Origin of the sequence: Thalassobacterium maritimum, from assembly GCF_031127805.1 — a bacterium.
In the GTDB taxonomy this organism is placed as follows: domain Bacteria; phylum Verrucomicrobiota; class Verrucomicrobiia; order Opitutales; family Coraliomargaritaceae; genus Thalassobacterium; species Thalassobacterium maritimum.
Map to the genome: position 1 here is coordinate 1 of NZ_JARXHW010000221.1, position 548 is coordinate 548.

The 548-nt window shown below is 51.6% G+C and carries 1 protein-coding gene; it reads left to right on the forward strand.

What is annotated here, in order from left to right:
* Positions 1 to 21: 21 nt before the first annotated feature.
* On the forward strand, positions 22 to 548 hold a 527-nt coding region (locus QEH52_RS20115; protein WP_308952756.1), incomplete at its 3' end, for a hypothetical protein.

A 548-nucleotide genomic window follows, 5' to 3' on the forward strand; every position in this document is an offset into this window, starting at 1 on the left:
ACGGTAGACCGTGTTTTGAGTATGTCAATGGGCAGCCCTTTGGAGCCTGGGACGTATTATGTCGGCATTTATAATCAGAGTTCTAGTGAAGCTTGTGCGTTCACTTTTCAGAGTCGTGGCATTGGCAGCGGGATGAGCTTGGATGTGGTGGATGTCAGCCCCGGATCTGATGCGGTGATCAATGGCTTAGGCGCACGTGAGCCAGCATTTTACAAATACGAACTGACGACTCCAGTTAGCGGCTGGCAGTTCGAACTGGATTTTGGTGCCGCGAGTCCAAATGGAGAGGGCATGTTGGTCTTACGTGAAGGTTGGTTGCCGATGACTTATAACTCTCATAGTGGCTCTTACGCGAGTCCTTTTAACTCGGCTGCACAAATTGGCCAGCTCACTAGACAAACAGTGTTGGAGATTGAGGGGCAGGAACGTTTTACCTTGTTGCCTTATAATGGCGAGAGCGAGATTCCAGCGGGGACTTATTATGCTGCGGTGATAAGCGAAGGGAACAGCCCGGAGAGCACCAGTCGTATCGGTACGGGCGCGGTGGA